Annotated in this window: 14 protein-coding genes and 1 riboswitch; of the genes, 5 read left to right on the top strand and 9 right to left on the bottom strand. The window is 52.3% G+C overall.

The window, feature by feature from the left end; genetic code table 11:
* Positions 1 to 4 precede the first annotated feature (4 nt).
* Both JQ822_RS08890 and JQ822_RS08895 read right to left on the bottom strand, forming a co-directional pair.
* A complete protein-coding gene (locus tag JQ822_RS08890; protein WP_213133170.1) occupies positions 5 to 1,240 on the bottom strand; it encodes a multifunctional CCA addition/repair protein in 1,236 nt (411 codons plus the stop codon).
* Between the two features lie 62 nt (positions 1,241 to 1,302).
* Positions 1,303 to 1,923, bottom strand: a complete 621-nt coding sequence (locus JQ822_RS08895; RefSeq protein WP_213133171.1) for a TIGR04211 family SH3 domain-containing protein — start codon at positions 1,921 to 1,923, stop codon at positions 1,303 to 1,305.
* Positions 1,924 to 2,164: 241 nt separating this feature from the next.
* On the opposite strand from JQ822_RS08895, the gene JQ822_RS08900 reads away from it, so the two are divergent.
* From JQ822_RS08900 to hldE, 3 genes are read left to right on the top strand one after another with little or no spacing between them, the layout of a single operon-like run.
* Entirely contained in the window at positions 2,165 to 3,466 is a 1,302-nt protein-coding gene (locus JQ822_RS08900; RefSeq protein WP_213133172.1) for a CYTH domain-containing protein, read from the top strand.
* A gap of 53 nt (positions 3,467 to 3,519) precedes the next feature.
* Positions 3,520 to 6,360, top strand: coding sequence for a bifunctional [glutamate--ammonia ligase]-adenylyl-L-tyrosine phosphorylase/[glutamate--ammonia-ligase] adenylyltransferase (gene glnE / locus JQ822_RS08905; protein ID WP_213133173.1), 2,841 nt, complete (start codon positions 3,520 to 3,522; stop codon positions 6,358 to 6,360).
* 59 nt (positions 6,361 to 6,419) lie between these two features.
* On the top strand, positions 6,420 to 7,853 hold the full coding sequence (gene hldE / locus JQ822_RS08910) for a bifunctional D-glycero-beta-D-manno-heptose-7-phosphate kinase/D-glycero-beta-D-manno-heptose 1-phosphate adenylyltransferase HldE (RefSeq protein WP_181617940.1): 1,434 nt from the start codon (positions 6,420 to 6,422) through the stop codon (positions 7,851 to 7,853).
* 124 nt (positions 7,854 to 7,977) lie between these two features.
* Here the strand turns inward: hldE and JQ822_RS24630 are convergent, their stop codons facing one another.
* The 3 genes from JQ822_RS24630 to JQ822_RS08925 all read right to left on the bottom strand — a co-directional run bounded on the left by JQ822_RS24630 (position 7,978) and on the right by JQ822_RS08925 (position 10,554).
* Complete coding sequence (locus JQ822_RS24630; RefSeq protein ID WP_446715008.1) at positions 7,978 to 8,037, bottom strand: type I toxin-antitoxin system Ibs family toxin; 60 nt, start codon at positions 8,035 to 8,037, stop codon at positions 7,978 to 7,980.
* A gap of 178 nt (positions 8,038 to 8,215) precedes the next feature.
* A complete protein-coding gene (locus tag JQ822_RS08920; protein ID WP_213133175.1) occupies positions 8,216 to 9,895 on the bottom strand; it encodes a flotillin family protein in 1,680 nt (559 codons plus the stop codon).
* Between the two features lie 29 nt (positions 9,896 to 9,924).
* A complete protein-coding gene (locus tag JQ822_RS08925; protein ID WP_213133176.1) occupies positions 9,925 to 10,554 on the bottom strand; it encodes an OB-fold-containig protein in 630 nt (209 codons plus the stop codon).
* 261 nt (positions 10,555 to 10,815) lie between these two features.
* Here JQ822_RS08925 and glgS point away from each other — a divergent pair, with 261 nt between their 5' ends.
* On the top strand, positions 10,816 to 11,022 hold the full coding sequence (gene glgS, locus JQ822_RS08930) for a cell surface composition regulator GlgS (protein ID WP_096755633.1): 207 nt from the start codon (positions 10,816 to 10,818) through the stop codon (positions 11,020 to 11,022).
* Positions 11,023 to 11,055: 33 nt separating this feature from the next.
* On the opposite strand, the gene ubiK is transcribed toward glgS, so the two are convergent.
* Positions 11,056 to 11,352: a ubiquinone biosynthesis accessory factor UbiK gene (ubiK, locus tag JQ822_RS08935; protein WP_135953046.1), complete on the bottom strand. Its 297-nt coding sequence runs from the start codon at positions 11,350 to 11,352 to the stop codon at positions 11,056 to 11,058.
* 132 nt (positions 11,353 to 11,484) lie between these two features.
* Positions 11,485 to 11,634, top strand: a riboswitch (FMN riboswitch).
* 106 nt (positions 11,635 to 11,740) lie between these two features.
* Here ubiK and ribB point away from each other — a divergent pair.
* Positions 11,741 to 12,394, top strand: coding sequence for a 3,4-dihydroxy-2-butanone-4-phosphate synthase (gene ribB / locus JQ822_RS08940; RefSeq protein WP_103769751.1), 654 nt, complete (start codon positions 11,741 to 11,743; stop codon positions 12,392 to 12,394).
* 54 nt (positions 12,395 to 12,448) lie between these two features.
* Here ribB and JQ822_RS08945 read toward each other — a convergent pair whose 3' ends face one another.
* Genes JQ822_RS08945 through JQ822_RS08955 form a run of 3 tightly spaced genes read right to left on the bottom strand, consistent with a single transcriptional unit; the run spans position 12,449 to position 16,711 of the window.
* A complete protein-coding gene (locus tag JQ822_RS08945) occupies positions 12,449 to 13,522 on the bottom strand; it encodes a type 1 fimbrial protein (protein ID WP_213133177.1) in 1,074 nt (357 codons plus the stop codon).
* The gene (locus tag JQ822_RS08950) at positions 13,519 to 14,250 is read right to left on the bottom strand and encodes a fimbrial biogenesis chaperone (protein ID WP_213133178.1); all 732 of its coding nucleotides are present in this window, start codon (positions 14,248 to 14,250) and stop codon (positions 13,519 to 13,521) included. The genes JQ822_RS08945 and JQ822_RS08950 overlap by 4 nt, the downstream gene beginning before the upstream one ends.
* Before the next feature lie 13 nt (positions 14,251 to 14,263).
* Positions 14,264 to 16,711, bottom strand: a complete 2,448-nt coding sequence (locus tag JQ822_RS08955; protein ID WP_213133179.1) for a fimbria/pilus outer membrane usher protein — start codon at positions 16,709 to 16,711, stop codon at positions 14,264 to 14,266.
* Between the last annotated feature and the right edge of the window lie 5 nt (positions 16,712 to 16,716).

The raw sequence follows: 16,716 nt of genomic DNA on the forward strand, positions 1-16,716 counted from the left end.
CTGCCTACGCTTTCGGGCAGCGCTGTTCCTTCCAGTTTGCCACCGCCGCAATGCGACGCCGGGTTAACTCTTCGCGTATTTCTGGTCCTTTGAATCCCGCCTCAACGACATCTTTCGTTGGCACTGTCTGTGCAACCTGCCAGGCCTCGCGCAGCAGTCTGCCCTGCGGATAATCCGCGGCTTCAAAACCGGTTCGCCCCCGTACGTCGGCCTCGCTGGTCAGGGCAATTTGCTCCACACGCTGCGGTTTACGCCAGGCATCGATAGAATCAAAAAGCTTAACGATGGTTTTCGGCTGCAGGATCGGGAAGGTATGAATCAGATCGTGGAATTCAGCTACCAGTTTGGCTAAATCGCGGATGTCATTGGGTACGCGCAGGCGCTGGCAGAGTTGTTCTACCAGCTTGACGCCCGCAGGGCCATGACCGTGATGGCGCGGCCACAGCGATTTTGGCGTCAGTGCCTTACCTACATCGTGGCACAACGTAGCGAAACGCACGTCAACGTTCGGGCTTAACATGGCCGCCATCGAGAGTGTCATCAGCGTGTGAATGCCGGTGTCGATTTCCGGGTGCCACTGGGCCGGTGCCGGGACGCCAAACAGCGCATCTATTTCCGGGAACAGGACGCGCAGTGCGCCGCAGTCGCGCAGGACCTGAAAAAAGACCTGTGGATTACGGGTGGTTAACGCATTTTCTGTTTCTTTCCAAACCCGCTCCGGCGTCAGATGCTCCAGTTCTCCGGCGGCGGTCATCTTGCGCATTAACGCCATGGTTTCATCGGCGATGCGAAAGCTGAGGTGCGCGTAGCGGGCAGCAAAGCGCGCCACGCGCAACACGCGCAGCGGATCTTCGCTAAAAGCGGGGGATACATGGCGCAGTAGACGATTTTCCAGATCGTGACGTCCGTGATACGGGTCGAAAATCTCCCCGTCGTCATCGCGGGCCATCGCGTTGATCGTCAGGTCGCGGCGCTGGAGATCGGCTTCCAGCGTTACGTCTGGCGCAGCGTAGCAGGTAAATCCGGTGTAGCCTGAGCCTGATTTTCGTTCGGTACGCGCCAGCGCATACTCTTCACGCGTTTGCGGATGGAGAAAAACAGGAAAATCGCGGCCTACCTGCTGGTAGCCCGCGTCAAGCATCTGTTGCGGCGTGGCGCCGACGACAACCCAATCTTTATCTTTAACCGGTAGTCTTAATAACGCATCCCGAACAGCTCCACCGACCAGATAAATCTTCACGCCACTTTCCTTTTGAAAAAAATCATCCCTTAATCATATGTCAGTGTGGCGGAGAAGGCGATTCAGTTCATCCAGCGATCTTTTCGTTTACGGCTTGGGATCATATGCGGCAGCACCAGGCCGAGTAGCAGACCCAGTCCCAGCACGCCGCCGCCATACATAAACCACTGCATGATGATGGTACGCTGCTTGTCATCCAGCTGCAGGTTGGCTGCGCTGACTTTCTTTTGCGCCACGATAAGCTCGTTCTTCAGCTTCTGGTTTTCTGCTTTTAACCCGTCGATCACGCTGTCGCTTTGCGCCACTTTTTGCTGCATATCGGCGGTGCGCTGATTCCATGTGGTATCGATATTATTGAGCTTATCAGTCAGCGTTTTAACCTGGTTTTCCAGATCAGGAACGCGGGTACGCAGGCTTGGCGTACTGTTCAGCTCTTTCAGCGGGATCCAGGCAGTACGTCCGGTGCTGTCTTTCACCTGGGCGTAATTGGTGCTGGCATCGGTCTGTAACAAAATCACTTCCTCGCCGGCGTTAACCGTACCCACGAGGCGATAATTATCTCCCGGACCGCTACGGACCCAGGTGTTCAGTTCATCAGAGACATAGCGCTTTTCTTCGGCATGGGAGACGGCAGTGGCGCTAAGTGCAAGTAAAGTTAATCCAATCAGGCGTAATTTTGGCATCAGGCTGTCGTTATTGTCATAGAAAGTGGAACGATAGTAGTGGCATCAGTGTCTCTACGCAAAGCATTCGACATCAATCGGAATCATCTGTGTCCTTTTTGCCACTACTCGAAACTTTTACGCCCGTCAAATTGCTCGTTGCATGGCAATTTGGCGCAAAATACTATCTACTGACAATCAAGAACGAACTTAGTTCGCAGTCTGTTTACTCAACTGTGACATAACCCATAAGTACAAGACCATGGCCCAGGAAATCGAATTAAAATTTATCGTCAACAATGATGCTGTTGATGCATTACGCGAACGTCTGAATACGCTGGGGGGAGAGCATCATGCGCCCAGCCAGTTGCAGAATATTTACTACGAAACGCCGGATGGATGGTTGCGTAGCCATGATATGGGACTGCGTATTCGCGGCGAGAACGGTCATTATGAAATGACCCTGAAAATTGCCGGACGGGTGACGGGGGGTTTGCATCAACGGCCGGAATATAACGTTGCGCTAAGCGCGCCTGAGCTGGATCTGACGCTGCTTCCAGCCGACGTCTGGCCGAATGGTGAGCTGCCAGCCGATCTCGCCTCTCAGGTACAACCGCTGTTCAGCACCCATTTTTACCGTGAGAAATGGCACCTTGATGTCGACGGTAGCAGGATTGAAATGGCCCTCGATCTGGGGGAAGTGAAAGCGGGCGAGTTTGCTGAACCCATCTGTGAACTTGAACTCGAATTGCTAAGTGGCGATACCCGTGCGGTACTGAAGCTGGCAAACCAGTTGGTTTCGCAAACCGGCTTACGCCAGGGCAGCCTGAGTAAGGCGGCGCGTGGTTATCATCTGGCGCGAGGAAATGCTCCGCGAGAACTGAAGCCGACGAGCATTCTGCAAGTCCCGGCCAAGGCCAGCATTGAGCAGGGGCTGGAAGCCGCGCTGGAGCTGGCATTGGCGCAATGGCAGTATCATGAGGAGTTATGGGTTCGCGGCGTAAAAGGCGCAAAAGCCGAAGTACTGGCGGCGATGGGGCTGGTGCGTCACATCCTGATGCTGTTTGGCGGGAATGTTCCGCGTAAAGCGAGCGCTCACTTACGTGATTTGCTGGTCCAGTCGGAAGCCACCATTGCTTCTGAAGTTTCTGCGGTGTCTGCGGTTTACAACCCGCAAACGGCGATGGCAAAACTGGCGCTCACCGAGTGGCTGGTGAGCAAAGGGTGGCAACCGTTCCTCGATGCGAAAGCGCAGACCAAGATTGCCGATTCATTCAAGCGTTTCTCTGATACCCATCTTTCTCGACATGCCGCTGAATTGAAATCGGTTTTTTCTCAGCCATTGGGCGATCAGTATGCCGATCAGATCCCACGCCTGACGCGTAATATTGACAGCATTCTGATGCTGGCGGGCTACTACGACAAAAATGTGGCAGCGGAATGGATTGCTAACTGGCAGGGCTTACGTCATGCCATCATGACTCGCCAACATATTGAAATTGAACACTATCGTAACGAAGCGATCTCTGAGGAGCCATTCTGGCTGCACAGCGGTAAGCGATAATCAGGCCCACGAGGCTGAACCCTTGATCGCAATTTGCAAAGGATAACCCGTAAATGCAGCAGCTCTCTTCATCGTTACAGCAGTACTGGCCGACCGTTGTTGAGCGGCTGCCAGCAGCAATACCTGAAGCGTCGCTTAGCATGCAGGCGAAGTCAGTGCTCACATTCAGTGATTTTGTTCGCGACAGCCTGATTGCCCACCCCGAGTGGCTGGCAGAGCTGGAAAGCGCACCGCCGCTGGCGGATGAATGGCAGCATTACGGCGGCTGGCTGCAGCAAGCATTGGCTGACGTCTATGATGAACCGGCGCTGATGCGTGAACTGCGCGTTTTTCGCCGCCGCATTATGGTGCGCATTGCCTGGGCGCAGACGCTGTCGCTGGTAACAGAAGAGAGTATTTTGCAGCAGTTAAGCCATCTGGCCGAAACGCTGATTATTGCCGCGCGAGACTGGTTGTATGACGCCTGCTGTCGTGAGTGGGGAACCCCGTGCAGTTTTGACGGTACCCCGCAGCCGCTGCTGATTTTGGGGATGGGAAAACTGGGCGGCGGCGAGCTGAATTTTTCCTCTGATATTGACCTGATCTTCGCCTGGCCGGAACATGGCTCAACGCAGGGCGGACGGCGTGAGCTGGATAACGCGCAGTTCTTTACCCGAATGGGCCAGCGGCTGATCAAAGTGTTAGACCAACCGACAATGGATGGGTTTGTCTATCGGGTGGATATGCGCTTACGTCCGTTTGGTGACAGCGGCCCGCTGGTGCTGAGCTTCTCCGCACTGGAGGATTATTACCAGGAACAAGGGCGCGACTGGGAACGCTACGCGATGGTTAAGGCGCGTATTATGGGCGACGTTGACGGCACCTACGTCAGCGAACTGCGCGCCATGCTGCGGCCTTTTGTCTTTCGTCGCTATATCGATTTCAGCGTGATCCAGTCGCTGCGTAATATGAAAGGGATGATTGCCCGTGAAGTGCGCCGCCGCGGCCTGAAAGATAACATTAAGCTGGGGGCAGGCGGCATTCGTGAAATCGAATTTATCGTCCAGGTCTTCCAGCTTATTCGCGGCGGGCGCGAGCCGTCGCTGCAATCTCGTTCGCTGCTGCCTACGCTTAGCGCCATCAATGCACTGCATTTGTTGTCTGATACCGATGCGGATCACCTGCGTGCGGCTTACCTCTTTTTACGTCGTCTGGAAAACCTGTTGCAGAGTATTAACGATGAACAGACCCAGACGCTGCCGGGCGATGAGCTGAACCGCGCGCGGCTGGCGTGGGCCATGGGGGCGGATGACTGGTCGCAGTTAACTGATGTGCTGGCCGTTCACATGGGTAACGTGCGTCGGGTGTTCAACGAGTTAATCGGCGATGATGAAACCGATACCCAGGAAGAGTCGCTGTCGGAACAGTGGCGCGAACTGTGGCAGGATGCCTTGCAGGAAGATGACACTACCCCGGTGCTGACGCATCTGGCGGATGACGATCGACGCCGCGTGCTGGCCCTGATCGCAGATTTTCGCAAAGAGCTGGATAAGCGCACCATCGGTCCGCGTGGACGCCAGGTGCTGGATCATTTGATGCCGCATTTGCTGAGCGATGTCTGCTCCCGTGATGATGCCTCAGTGCCGCTGTCGCGTATTACCCCGCTGCTGGTGGGTATTGTCACCCGCACGACCTATCTGGAATTGCTGAGCGAATTTCCCGGGGCGCTGAAGCACCTGATTTCACTGTGCGCTGCCTCGCCGATGGTCGCCAGCCAGCTGGCGCGTTATCCGCTGTTGCTCGACGAGCTGCTGGATCCAAACACCTTGTATCAGCCCACCGCGACGGACGCCTACCGCGATGAGCTACGCCAGTATTTGCTGCGCGTACCGGAAGATGACGAAGAGCAGCAACTGGAAGCGCTGCGTCAATTTAAGCAGACGCAACTGCTGCGTATTGCGGCGGCCGATATCGCCGGGACGTTGCCGGTTATGAAGGTGAGCGACCATTTAACCTGGCTGGCTGAAGCCATTATTGATGCTGTAGTCCAGCAGGCGTGGACGCAAATGGTCGCCCGCTACGGGCAACCGACGCATCTTGGCGATCGCGAAGGCCGCGGTTTTGCCGTCGTCGGTTACGGCAAGCTGGGCGGTTGGGAGCTGGGTTACAGCTCCGATCTCGATTTGATCTTCCTGCACGATTGCCCGATGGACGTGATGACCGATGGCGAGCGTGAAATTGACGGGCGGCAGTTCTATTTGCGCCTCTCCCAGCGCATCATGCATCTGTTCAGTACCCGTACGTCTTCCGGCATTTTGTATGAGGTGGATGCGCGACTGCGTCCGTCCGGTGCCGCAGGCATGCTGGTGACATCAACCGAAGCCTTCGCCGATTACCAGCGCAACGAAGCCTGGACATGGGAGCATCAGGCGCTGGTGCGTGCTCGCGTAGTGTACGGCGACCCGCAGCTGACCTCTCAGTTTGACGCAGTGCGTCGCGATATCATGACTCTCGCCCGTGACGCAAAAACGTTGCAGACCGATGTGCGCGAAATGCGTGAGAAAATGCGTTCCCATTTAGGTAATAAGCATCGCGATCGCTTTGATATCAAAGCGGATGAAGGCGGTATCACCGACATTGAGTTTATTACTCAATATCTGGTACTGCGCTATGCCCATGAAAAACCGAAGCTGACGCGTTGGTCGGATAACGTGCGCATTCTGGAATTACTGGCGCAAAACGACATTATGGATGAGCAGGAAGCGCTGGCGCTGACTCGCGCCTATACCACGCTGCGTGATGAACTCCATCACCTTGCGTTGCAGGAGCTTCCGGGCCATGTGGCGCCGGAGTGCTTCAGCGCTGAGCGTACGCTGGTGCGTGACAGCTGGCAGAAGTGGCTGGTTGCCGAGTGAAGTGTGCTATGATCGCGCGCAAATTTTAAGACCCTCAGAGAATCTCTCAGGAGACAGGAATGAAAGTAACGCTGCCAGAGTTTGAACGTGCAGGAGTCATGGTTGTCGGTGATGTGATGCTGGATCGCTACTGGTATGGACCTACCAGCCGTATTTCACCAGAAGCCCCGGTCCCGGTAGTTAAAGTGGATACCATTGAAGAACGTCCCGGCGGCGCGGCAAACGTGGCGATGAACATTGCCTCTCTGGGAGCAAATTCCCGTCTGGTGGGTCTGACCGGCATTGACGATGCGGCACGTGCGCTGAGTAAAACGCTGGCGGACGTGAACGTGAAATGTGACTTCGTTTCGGTGCCGACGCATCCGACGATCACCAAACTGCGTGTGCTTTCTCGCAACCAGCAGCTGATCCGCCTCGACTTCGAAGAAGGCTTTGAAGGTGTGGATCCGCAGCCATTGCACGATCGTATTAATCAGGCGCTGGGCTCTATCGGTGCCTTGGTGCTTTCTGATTATGCCAAAGGCGCGCTGGCCAGCGTGCAGCAGATGATTGCCCTGGCGCGTAAAGCAGGGGTTCCGGTGCTTATCGATCCGAAAGGCACTGATTTTGAACGCTATCGTGGTGCAACGCTGCTGACGCCAAATCTGTCCGAGTTTGAAGCGGTCGCCGGTAAGTGTAAAAGTGAAGAAGAACTGGTTGAGCGCGGCATGAAGGTGATTGCTGATTTTGACCTTTCTGCACTGCTGATCACCCGTTCCGAGCAGGGGATGACGCTATTGCAGCCGGGTAAAGCACCGCTGCATATGCCGACGCAGGCGCAGGAAGTCTATGACGTGACCGGTGCAGGCGATACGGTTATCGGCGTGCTTGCGGCGACGCTTGCGGCGGGTAACTCGCTGGAAGAGGCGTGCTATTTTGCTAACGCCGCGGCGGGCGTGGTCGTCGGTAAGTTGGGGACGTCCACCGTTTCGCCTATTGAGCTGGAAAACGCTGTGCGCGGTCGCGCGGATACCGGCTTTGGCGTGATGACAGAAGCAGAGCTGAAACAGGCCGTTGCCAGCGCCCGCAAGCGCGGTGAGAAAGTGGTGATGACCAACGGTGTTTTTGACATCCTGCATGCGGGCCACGTCTCCTATCTGGCAAATGCGCGTAAGCTGGGCGATCGCCTGATTGTGGCCGTTAACAGCGACGCATCGACCAAACGCCTGAAAGGCGAAACGCGCCCGGTCAACCCGCTTGAGCAACGCATGATTGTGCTGGGCGCGCTGGAGTCCGTCGACTGGGTCGTTTCTTTTGAAGAAGATACCCCGCAGCGACTGATTGCGGGCGTCCTGCCGGATCTGCTGGTAAAAGGTGGTGACTATAAGCCGGAGCAGATTGCGGGCAGCGAAGAGGTGTGGGCTAATGGCGGTGAAGTGCTGGTGCTGAACTTCGAAGACGGCTGCTCAACGACCAATATCATCAAAAAGATCCAGAAAGACAGCGATAAATAACAAATGCTGGAAACGCGTCGAAATTTTCATTTTGGTGCGTTTCCCGCTGTTGACGCTGCTGTTTTTTCGACCTAAAGTACAGGAATAAGGGTGAGAGGGGATTTCTCCCCCCTCTGATTGACTGTTAGTAAGTGGCGAAACTTATCAGTAACAGCACAACCAGTATGATGACTTGCTGCATCATAACCCTTTCCTTATTAAAGCCCCTTGCTGACAAGGCGATTGCTAGTGAGCGACCTGACAGGGGCAAGGGCTTTTTCCCACCGATTTCTTATTGCTGGAGCATCCACGCAAAACGCCGCCCCAGAATAAAAAATCCCCGGCTTTATGGGCCAGGGATGGGGGATTCGAGGCAGAAGTTGTTATTCTGCTTTTACCGTTGCTTCATTATTCACTTCTGCTACCGCAGATGCGTTTAACGGGGTTGTGAGGGCGTGAAGCGAACCGCCGGATAAGCCAATTTCATTTAACAGCGAGTCAATCAGCGGTGCCTGGGTACGATAAGAAAGGGCGGCTGATAACGCCTGCTCCGCCAGGTTTCCACCGCTTACGTTACCTGCGGTCACTTCACCGACTGCGCCACCGCGATTCAGGCCGTCAACCTGGATGATCTTAATCCCGTCGATAGACTTCATCGGCTCCACAGATTTCTCAATCACCGCAGGCAGAGACTGCAACAGCGCCAGTTTGAACTTCAGACTGGTTTGTTCGTCGGAAAGCACGTTGATGGCATCGTTTAGCGCACGCTGGGCTTCGGCTTCCGCCAGACCTTTTTTACGTGTGGCTTCGGCCAGTTCAACAATCGCCGCCGCCTGCAATTCTGCGGCTTCTTTTTCGGCCTTCGCCCGGACGGTCAGTTCAACCGCCTGGGTTTCTGCATCCTGTGCAGCGGCGATCAGCGCAACCTGTTTCGCACGATCCGCTTCTGCGGTCTGGCGGGTGGTTTCTACATTCTGCTGAGCGCGAACCGCTTCAGCCAGTGCATCGTTAGCGCGCGCTTCGGCCTGAGACTGCTGTTCGGACTTGGCGGCAATGGCTATGGATTTGGTCTGATTAGCAATCTCCGTTACCTGCTGTTGTTCGATTTCTTTAATGCGAACTTCACGCTCGGCTTCGACTTTTCTCGAACGAACGGCCTGCTCGCGTTCGATCTCCGTCTCCTGAATCTGGCGCTCGGCAAGAATACGCGTCTGTTCCGCTTCACGGTGACGTTCGGCCTCAAAGGCGGCGATTTTCGCGTTTTGCTCGGCGGTGCGGGTTTTCACCTGCTGTTCCTGCTCAAGCGTCATAAAGGCTTCCTGCTGCTCGATTTCCAGTTTGCGCGCCAGCGCATCGCGATTCTTCTCGCGCACCGCAACTTCAACGTCCTGTTCAACTTCGTTACGTTCGCGACGACGACGTTCGGTTTCCTGCGTCAGTTTCGTCAGACCTTCGGCGTCGAAGGCGTTATTTGGATTGAAATGTACTTTTTCTGTCTGGTTAAAGTTGGTTAACGAGACGCTTTCCAGTTCCAGACCGTTTTTAGACAGGTCTTCCGCCACGGTATTCTGGACACCCTGAACGAAGTTTTCTCGGGTATCCTGCAGTTCATGCATGGTCATTTGTGATGCGGTGGCGCGCAGGGCATCGACAAATTTATCTTCGATCAGTACACGTAAATCTTCCGGTGACAGTGTGCGTTGCCCCAGCGTCTGGGCGGCAGTGGCAATACCTTCAAAGGAGGGTTTTACTCTGACAAAGAATGCGACGACGACGTCAACACGCATACGGTCTTTGGTGATCAGACTGTCAACGGTGGAACGGCTGACCTCGAGCTTGAGGGTATTCATGTTGATAGGAATGATTTCGTGGAAGATAGGCATAACAATCGCGCCGCCGCTCATCACCACTTTCTGCCCACCAAGTCCGGTTCGCACGAATGCCTGTTCTGCAGACGCGCGGCGATAAAGGCGAGCAAAGATAATGCCGATTATTAATAAGACGACCACCGCCACAATGGCGGTAAACATCCATGAAGGTAACATGCCAAAAACATCATCCATTGTGTTATTCCCTTAAAGTAAAAATAAAACTACAAAACATTCGGCCAGGGGTTTAGCTCTGCTAAATAACGCGTTGCGGAGAGTTGGCAGATAATCAGCACCTTGTCCCCTTTTTTAAATTCTTTCCCTGTTTCAGGTTCCAGCAGCAAATAGTGGGTTTGCCCGAATTTATCGGTAAATTTTCCTTCACACGGGGTTCCGGCAATCGCGGAATGTCCGGTAATAATCGCCATGCTACCGATAAACTCTTCTTCGGCGAGGGCGGTGGTTTCATCCCGCGGCAGCCACGGAGCAATAATTTTTCCGCTGTAATGCACGGCGAAGACAGCCAGAATAAAACTCACCGGCGCAAGCAGCAGGTTGCTGAGCGGAGCTTGCCACAGTGTGACCCAGCCATGCTGTACGAGGATGCCGAAGAGTCCAAAGAAACCTGCGAGTAAACACAGCACGATCAGCGCGGGAATCCGTCCGATATTCAGATAGTGCAGCGCTTGTCCAATATTGCCGGAGGTCAGGGAATCGTAGTGGTCGAGATGCGCATCCAGTGCGCCTGAAAGAAAATGACCAAAAATAAGAGAGACAATTTCCAGTAGGCCAATAAGTAGAACAAATGAAATAGCAAACAGGTACGGGCTGTTATATTCCGCAAATAAGATCAAGTATCGTCCTCCTGTAACCGCGTTCCCTGATAGTGTCAAAAGTGATGGTTTTACCTCTTACTTTTACATAACGTTACAATAGCATGTCCCCCCTGTTCCTTAAATCCGAAAAGAGGCTCATCCCCCTCTTAGATTTCGTAGGAAACTGTGAACCAGGGCTATAAATTTGCGCACATTATGTACAGAACAACTTCCGGTATAGGGAAATACTGAAATCAGAAAAAGCATATGGCCTTAACAGATATTCAATAACTGGAGGGTATGCTCATGAACAGCAATATGTATTCACTGAACAATTTTGATTTCCTGGCCCGTAGTTTTGCCAGGATGCAGGCTGAGGGCCACCCTGTTGATATCCAGGCCGTAACCGGCAACATGGATGAAGAGCACCGCAGTTGGTTTTGCAAACGCTATGCGCTGTATTGCCAGCAGGCAACTGAGGCGAAAAAATTAGAGCTGGAACACTAACAGATTAACGGGCCTTGCGGCCCGTTGTCGTTTTTATGCTTGCGGATCTACTGGCGGGATAGCTGGAGCAGGCTTCACTTCAGCCGGTTTCTCACGTGCTTCAAGCTCGGTCAGGCGTTGTTCAAGCAGCGCCAGCTTTTCACGGGTGCGCAGCAACACCTGGGTTTGTACATCAAACTCTTCGCGGCTTACCAGATCCAGGCGTGTCAGCTGCGATTGCAGCGTCTGGCGAATCTTTTTCTCGACGTCTTCCCCAAACTCGCGGATCCCTTTCGGCATCGACTCGTGGACCTGACGAGCAATCTGCTCAATTTTTTTCGGGTCAATCATGGTGGTTTCCCTGAATTGGTACGTGTTGCTGCCCATTGTAGTGCGATATGGCAGCGGCATAAACCAGAATTGTGTGAAGCTAAGTCAAGCAAAGGCGTTGATGAAGGTAATCAATAGCGTTATAGTTAACTCGCTTATTCTCAGGGCGGGGCGAAATTCCCCACCGGCGGTAAATCAACTGACGTTGAAAGCCCGCGAGCGCTTTTCGTGAACGCGAAAAGGTCAGCAGATCCGGTGTAATTCCGGGGCCGACGGTTAGAGTCCGGATGGGAGAGAGTAACGATCCAGTCGGGCATGGACCCGCTCACGTTATTTTTTTGCCGCTTAGACGGTACTCCTAAGACTGCCCTGATTCTGGTAACCATAATTTTAGTGAGGTTTTTTTACCATGAATCAGACGCTACTTTCCTCTTTTGGTACGCCTTTCGAACGTGTTGAACATGCGCTGTCTGCGCTGCGTGAAGGACGCGGTGTGATGGTGCTTGACGACGAAGATCGTGAAAACGAAGGCGATATGGTTTTCCCGGCAGAGACCATGACCGTTGAACAGATGGCACTGACCATCCGTCACGGTAGCGGTATTGTTTGCCTGTGCATCACTGAAGATCGACGTAAGCAGCTCGATCTGCCAATGATGGTGGAAAATAACACCAGTGCTTACGGTACGGGCTTTACTGTCACCATTGAAGCCGCTGAAGGCGTAACCACCGGCGTTTCTGCTGCTGACCGTGTTACCACGGTTCGCGCGGCAGTTAAAGACGGCGCTAAACCTTCCGATCTGAACCGTCCGGGACACGTTTTCCCGCTGCGTGCTCAGGCTGGCGGCGTGTTGACCCGTGGTGGTCACACTGAAGCAACTATCGATCTGATGACGCTGGCAGGGTTTAAACCAGCCGGGGTGCTGTGTGAGCTGACCAATGACGATGGCACCATGGCGCGTGCGCCAGAGTGCATCGAATTTGCCGGTAAGCATAATATGGCTGTGGTTACTATCGAAGACCTGGTGGCTTATCGTCAGGCGCACGAGCGCAAAGCCAGTTAATCGCACAGCGACTTGATGAAGAAAAGCCGATGCAATGTCATCGGCTTTTTTTGCTTAGTTGTAGTTAATTTTAAATAATACTACCGTTTCAAATGGTCCGGTCTGAACGGTCTCGCCAGCGACTTGACTTAACTCTGCTTGATAACTTTTCTCTCTGGTCAATAATTCCGTATCAAATTCGGCATACTCTGCGTACGCGTTGTAGGTGGAGAGTGTATTATCTTCCATATTACGGATTTTTAATTGCAAGCCATTCCCTATTCTCAGTGAAGTATCATCTTCTGCTAATTCTTCAGTAGTATAGAATGAAGATGAAACTTTGAATGTATCAGTACATCCACTGTCTGTATTTAAATTCTTTATAGTCTTGATGGAGAAACTTTTGGTCATGGTTTTGGCATTGATTTCCATATTATTAAAGGTGCCAAAGTCAATGGTCTGATTTTCCGGATAGATGTTGAATTTTACGCTACAGTCCAGTACTCGAATTTGATCTAATCCAGTGACATGATATTTCAGGTTAGCGGCATCCGGGCTGACGTTGATACCACCAACACCATCAAACTGCACAAGAATATAATCGCCGATACTACTGGTGTAGTCATGGGGAGGCATAGAGATGACTTTTACATACAGACGCATTCGTGCGATAAACGTTCTCGAGTAGTGTGTATCTTCCGCATTACCTGAGCAAAGATAATGTTCCCAACCGCTGGCTTTGATTTGCGCCGGGTTATAGATCTTCAGTTTCTGATTATCAATACACTGGTGGGTATCAATACTGATAGCACCTTGCGTCGCGTCATAATCAACGCCTTCGTAGGTGACGCCTAACTGGTAGTAGGTATCATTGACAGAAGCATAGGGGTTAACCCAGGCATAAGCGTTTTCACCGCTATATCCATCATCGGAAGTGGCGTTATCACAGTACACGGGAATTTTTATATCATTACTTTCCCAGATTTTGTCGCCAGGTTGGGCATTATTGGGTACAGCAAACGGCTCTATAGCGGTATGGCCCTCAACGGGGCCACCGGAAGTACCAAGATAACAGTGTACCGCCAGCGCTGAACGAAAGGGTGCAGCAATAAATATTAACAGCAGTAATAAACGCAGTACCCGGATCATTTTTTTGCCTCCGGTACGATAAGATCACACTGACCGTGGCATTTTACGTTCAGCAAACGCAGTCCGCCGTAATCATCCATATAACCCAACACATACGTATTTCCGTGATAACTTCCCGCATTTAATGTGGTAGAAGAAAAAGGATTAATCATCTCACTGTTAAAACCCGATAGCTGGCTTTTATCGTCTTTGCCAAAAAAGGCCAGTGTAATGTAGTAGGCCGTCGGGTTGTTAACCTGCAACGTATTTCCCTGCTGGTTGATTTTGAGCTGATGTTCAACTTCTGCTCCGGGTTTTTTCTTTAATGCGGCTGGACGCCAGAACAATTTCAATCGAGATTGCAGGGCCATCTGCACAATGGCATTGCTTCCCTTATTTTCTGGTGCAGGCGGAATTTCTCTGATATTAAAATAAAAGAGGGATTCCCTATCCTGAGGGAGTGAACGAGCCTTATCTTGCTTAACGATGCGCACTTGTGAAATTGCACTGGGATTTAACCGTTGGATTGGGGGTAGGGCGACTAAAAATGTGTCATCCTTATTACCTTTTTCGTTTTCAATCCACGAATAAGCCAAATAGGGCAACTGCTTGCTCTGGTTTTCGATTTTCAGGCTACTGGCTTTCTCATTGCCGTTGAATATTATTCGCGTTCTGTCAGGCTGAATTGCCGCGTGAGAGGTGAGCGATAAAGCGAGTAGTACTATCGGTAATCCTTTGCGTAATGTCATTTTTCATCCTTAATTAATGACAAGGTAAAATTAGGTTTTGCGTGGAGATATCCAGTGCGTCTGGCAATGTGATAGTGCAAGTCTGTTTGTCACCCCACAGCACCGTAAAACGTTGTCCACTGTCTACACCGCCAAGCCAGGCATGGCCCTCTTCGCTGACCATTCCCACTTCTGTATTGCTGGCAATATGCCGAACGATCGCGCCAAGTGGCGGGTAGTCTCCATTCTCCATTCTGATGGCTACAGTGATGTTCTTGCCCGAACGGGACACTAGCGATTTATAACCAATAGCCCCTTCCGTCCATGTTTGACGGGTAATCGTTTCATCTACGGTGACGCCGTCGGGGAGATCGTTCATATTGACGGCGATAGTTGAGGGCTGATAACTGGATATCATCGGCACAACCGCAAAGCCGAAACGGTTGGTGCGGTTGATGTCACCCTGAACAGGGATATCGGCAATGCCATCGGCACCGATCATGACTCTGGGTTCATTGCCAAAGCTGCGACGGTGCAACGCGATGCCGTTACGTGTTGCAGTCATTGAACCGCTCCAACTGGCGCTGACAGAGGTGTAGTCGCTGGCAGCATAGCTTCCGGAGAACTGTAGCTCGCCCGCAGGGGTAGTATGCTGGTAGTTGCCCCTGAATTGCGCGCCGTTATCTGGCTTGTCGGTGGCGGTTCCTGCGGAAACGCCCCAGGTATTACGGGGATCGGAGGAATCATTCCATGAGAGAGTGTTAGTGGTGTTGCTACTATTGCGCATGTCGTAATTCAACCGCCGACCAAAGTCGAAGGGAACGGAGAACGAAACGTAAATCTGCTTATCGTTATCACTCTCTTCGTAATGCGTTGTGCTGAAGGATGTCGAGAGCGATAAACCTTTCCAGTCACCGACATCAAAGTTAAATCCGGCAGTTACGGATGCGGTAGTAGAGCTGTCGCCATCCCACCATTGCTGGCGTAGTGCGCTGACGTACAAATTCATCCGCAAAGGATCGATCGGCTGGTTGAAGGAGATGCTAACGGTCTGCTTTTCGTCCTGAGTATCTGCATTGTTGTACTGATGGGCGATAAAGTTGGCATAGCTATGAAATTTACGTTCGGAGAAACGATATGCCGCAAGTGAAATCTGGCTGTTTGTCGCATCAAAGCGTTTGCTGTAGTTCAGTCGGTAACTGAGACCGTTTTCTTCATGGCCGTCATCGAAAATACTGCTGGAACGCGTAACGTCAAAGGATAATGCGCCCAGCCATAGCATATTCTGCCCAATGCCGAGTGCCGCAGAGCGATAATCGCTGCCTCCTGCGAGGATCCCGCCATACAGCGAGGTATTGGACAATATTCCCCACGAGGCTTCTCCACTGGCAAAGGTCTCATCGATCACATGATGCGAGATGTCCGGACGTGCACGGCCTGCCGCGATTTTGTAGCGAACTTGCCCCTCGCGGGTCAAGAAGGGCGTGGATGCTGCAGAAACCTGAAACGTATTGGTTCTGCCATCTTCTTCGGTGATTTTAACATCTAGCGTACCCTGTACCGATTGGTTGAGATCGGTAATGACAAAGGGGCCAGGAGCAACCTTTGTTTGATAAATCACGCGACCGGAGTGGCTGACGGTGACGGTTGCATTGGTTTGTGCGAGACCGCTGATTTGTGGGGCATAGCCACGTAATTCCCACGGTAGCATGCGGTCATCACTGGCCAGAGCAGCGCCATTATAGGAAAAACCATCGAAGATATTTGAGCTTAAATCCGTCTCGCCCAGCGTGAGTTTGGCACCCAGTGAAGGGAGTGGGCGAAAAAGATAGGTTCGCGAAATGCTCCGTGTTGTTTGAGTGTTTTCGTCGTTGCGATTTTGGCTTACCTGGTAATCGCTACGTAAGCGCCATGCGCCCATATTCAGGCCCGCAGCACCGTAGGAGTTTATATTTTCTGTACTTTTACCCCGATCGGGACGATAAGTGCTGGCAAATAAGTTGTAGTCAAAGAGCAAGCCATTTACGCCGTGATCCCAGGTGGATGGCGGCATCCAGCTCTCTGATTTCCATGCCATTAATACTTGCGGAATACTAATATCCAGGTGTTGATTCGCAATGTCTAGCGTAAACGCAATGTCGGCGTATGCGGTGAAATCTACGCAATTGTTCTGCATTGGCAGGGAACGTAAAATTTTCTCTTTTAACCCCAATTGCTCGGCAAGATCGGTAGGAATACAGACTGCAACACCTTCACCTTTTTTCCCCCAGCTCAGTTGGCGGCCAGAGGATATTTGGTTTTTATTCACAGCAATTGTGACAAAGTAGTTCCCAGGGGCAATTGAGAAATCATCTTTTAGTAGTGAGAGATCCACACTGCTACGCATGGATTTATCCAGTACATTCAGGTTGAATTCGACGGCCAGAGTGGAAAATGACAACAGTAGCCCACATCCATAGGCCACGACCTTGCAGGTATTCATGGCAA

The sequence above is a fragment of the Citrobacter sp. FP75 genome (genome assembly GCF_018342065.1).
Lineage (GTDB): Bacteria > Pseudomonadota > Gammaproteobacteria > Enterobacterales > Enterobacteriaceae > Citrobacter.